Annotated in this window: 5 protein-coding genes; all 5 read left to right on the forward strand. The window is 45.0% G+C overall.

Features of this window, described 5'->3' with window-relative positions; genetic code table 11:
- Positions 1–201, forward strand: a 201-nt coding sequence (locus NDI45_RS30680; protein WP_348250059.1) for a DDE-type integrase/transposase/recombinase, incomplete at its 5' end; no start/stop codon positions are given.
- A gap of 564 nt (positions 202–765) precedes the next feature.
- Complete coding sequence (locus tag NDI45_RS30685; protein WP_348250060.1) at positions 766–1,194, forward strand: hypothetical protein; 429 nt, start codon at positions 766–768, stop codon at positions 1,192–1,194.
- Between the two features lie 179 nt (positions 1,195–1,373).
- A complete protein-coding gene (locus tag NDI45_RS30690; RefSeq protein WP_190794911.1) occupies positions 1,374–1,838 on the forward strand; it encodes a GNAT family N-acetyltransferase in 465 nt (154 codons plus the stop codon).
- A 568-nt stretch (positions 1,839–2,406) separates the two neighbouring features.
- On the forward strand, positions 2,407–2,886 hold the full coding sequence (locus NDI45_RS30695; RefSeq protein ID WP_190794912.1) for an anthrone oxygenase family protein: 480 nt from the start codon (positions 2,407–2,409) through the stop codon (positions 2,884–2,886).
- A 173-nt stretch (positions 2,887–3,059) separates the two neighbouring features.
- On the forward strand, positions 3,060–3,257 hold the full coding sequence (locus NDI45_RS30700) for a hypothetical protein (RefSeq protein ID WP_348250061.1): 198 nt from the start codon (positions 3,060–3,062) through the stop codon (positions 3,255–3,257).
- Positions 3,258–3,262: the final 5 nt, after the last annotated feature.

The following is a 3,262-nucleotide window of genomic DNA, read 5'->3' on the forward strand; positions in this document are numbered from 1 at the left end:
GTAATTAAACAGGATCATCGGCCTATTAAACGCATTGTGAGATCGATGATGGGATTCGAGTCCTTTAATAGTGCTAGAAGAACCTTGAGAGGAATTGAAGCGATGAACATGATTAGAAAAGGACAAGTGAAAGGGATAGAACAAGGGGATAGTGTATCTCAAGTAAGGTTTATTGAATCAATCTTTGGAATTGCTGCATAGAACAGAGCGAATGATGTAGATTATTCAGCGTTAAAAATTCTTGCGACAGAACCGTTTGTTTTGGAGGGTCGAGTTTAATGCGGATTTGACGCATGGATTAAATGGCACCTGTGATTTTATTTCATCAGCGAAGTAGACCAAATTCTCGGTATCTTGGTTGCGACCGTCCAACCTGAATCAGAGTAATCTGGTACAGTCTCCCATCTGTTTTCTAAGCGTCTTAAAATTACGCCGTTCGTTGGTGCAGGGGTTCTACAACGAAAATTTAGAGCCTCTTTCAATTCTCAAGCGTGGGTTCCTTAATCTAAACAACCCGCTTTCGCAAATTTTGTTCCGTCACTCGATCGATTGAAGCAAATTTTTGAGGAATTTCACCTGTTTCACCTCGTCAGCGGTATTAATCACTTAGGCGTGAATGCAGGTTTAAGTTAATCTTAGAAGTAGCAATCATTTTATTGTTGAATTATGCCGCGTGCTAAATTTTCTGCTGTCCTTCCCTCTTCAATTGCGCTTCTATCTGAAGACCTAAGTTCACTGCCAGAAAGACCCAAAGAAGCGTACTCTTTGCGAGAAGCAATTTCAAAGCTAAGCCAGCCGATTTCGACTGCCCTCGATCGGGGATACAGCTATGAAGAAATTGCTGGAATCCTGAAGGACAATGGCATTGCTATTTCTACTTCCTCGCTCAAATCCTACGTCACTCAGAACAAGAAGAACCAGGGTGTAAAGCAACGTCGGAGCCGTAAAGCAAAAGTGGAGCCTACTGCTCTAACTGAAGCTGAAGTGAGTGCAATTCCTCGTTCTTCCGAAGTAGAATCTCCTTCAACGGTTTCCGTTCCGGCTGAGCAGGCGGAAGCAGCTGAAATATCAGCACCTGCTGCTCCAAAGCGAAGAGGCAGACGGGCAACTGCTCAAGAAAAGACGGCTGCAAAAACAAAGCCAGCTTCTAAGCGCACTACTGCTACTACAGGCCGAGGAAGCAAGAAGAAGTAGAGTAAATTTCAGATGACACGTGGATATCGTACCATCCGAACGAGGTCAGGATGAATGGACCACCATTTTCCGTGGATGCATTCAATTTTCCAAACTTGAAGTAGCAGTGGGAGATTACTCTAGGTAAGAAATCTACCCACACTCTCATCAACCCAGTTTGTCAAATTCTGGAAGAAGTCATGAGTGGACCTGCTCAATTGCCGGATGGTTGTGTACTACGTCCGGCAAGACAAGAAGACGCATGGACAATTCGTCGTTTGGTTATCGGTGCTTTGCTTGATCCAACCCAACTTCGCTGGCAGCAGTTTTGGGTCATTGAGTGCAGAGAGAAAGTCATTGCCTGTGCCCAACTGCGCACGTTTCCAGGAGCCCAAGAACTGGGTAGTTTGGTAGTGTCAAAGAATTGGCGCAATAAAGGCCTGGGGACGCTTCTGAGCCAGCATTTACGACAGCAAGCCAATCAGCCGCTGTACTTGGAATGTTTGGGTGAGCGCTTGGTGAACTTTTATCAGCGACTGGGATTTGTACCTGTTGCTTGGCAGGACTTGCCGCAATCACTGAAGCGCAAATATGGCATTTCTGAGTTTGTAGCAGGGTTATTTCGATTGCCCCTGCAGATTTTGCACTATCCCAACTATCAGTAGTGCTCGACCAAATGCCCTTACTGCAAAAGGTTTGGTGACCCGTTGCAAGCCAACTACTGCCGATCGCCCTGTCTCTACCAAGGCAGCCCTCTTTTTTTATTTGTAATATTTGACTTTCAGCTTTACAAAAAATTGCTGCTCCCGTTCTTCCGATTCACTTTGCGCTTGACTGTTTGATCGTTCGCTCCCCAGAAGTTGCGTTCATCCATCAATTCTCTCTAACCTGTTGAAGGATTTATGCAGGCTACCTCTGGGTGAACTACCCTAAAATATCCCGTTTAATTTCAAATTATGGCTCGACAATCAACGATCGTTTCACCTGGCTCCCTCACAAGTGTTGCAGATCGGCAAGAAGTTTGATTCAGCCTGATTTTCTATCGAGAATTTCACGGTGCTAACCAAACTCGTATCATCTTGATTGTTTTCATTTTTATCTCATCCCAGCCTCTGTTGTGAAAACTCATCGCAAGATTTTGATAGTTGCACAAGATGTTGATAGTCAAGAAATCTATGGTTTCCTTAAGCTGGAAGATAAAGTCGTGTTGAGGACAGAAGGAGGTTTTACAGAATGTCACATCAATGGCTGTTCACCCTAAAGTTATTCTCAGTACTAGGCTGTGGGCTGATCGCAGGCGTGTTTTTTGCCTTTTCAACTTTCGTCATGCGGGCACTGGCTCAACGTCCTTCAGCAGAAGGAATTGCCGCGATGCAAGCCATTAATACTGCGGTCATTAACCCGTGGTTTATGGCGGCTTTCCTGGGAACGGCTGTCACTTGCCTGGTTATGGCCGTTGCCTCGGCACTGAGATGGACTCAGCCGGAAAGCTATGTGCTAATTGCTAGTTTGTTTTATCTGGTAGGCAGTTTTGGCGTGACCATTATGTTCAACGTGCCGCTGAATGATGCCCTAGCAATCGTCAAACCCGGCAGCAGCGAGGGCGGGAGCCTCTGGGCAAACTACCTAATAAACTGGACTTTCTGGAACCATGTACGAACAATTGCCTCACTCGTCGCAGCAGCATTATTCACGATCGCATTGATGAAATAGATCCAGCTTTTTGAATTGAAAGAGAATGAGTGAAAAATTAAATCTGATTTCAAGAAGGTGATAGTCCTACAGGAATTTGATAGCTTAGTCTAGAGCATTTTCGTAACCTGAGGAGGTGATGATTTAGGAAAAAGGTATAACACATTTATTGCATCTTGATTCGAGTCTACGTAATGAACGCTCTCGCTCTGATTGTGTTGCAAAAACCAGGGAATGGTAAGGTAAGCGGGACTACGCGCTCCTTCCTACCCTCCGATGTCTACCAACTGGTTGCGGGTTTTGCTCTCTGGGTGAATTTGTCTGGAAGCCTCTATCTGCTTCAACTTTCATCGACTCAAGCTAAAGTGACACAAGCCTTTTTAGCGGGATGAGAATT

This window comes from Leptolyngbya sp. GB1-A1, assembly GCF_039962475.1.
GTDB lineage: Bacteria > Cyanobacteriota > Cyanobacteriia > Elainellales > Elainellaceae > Leptolyngbya_A.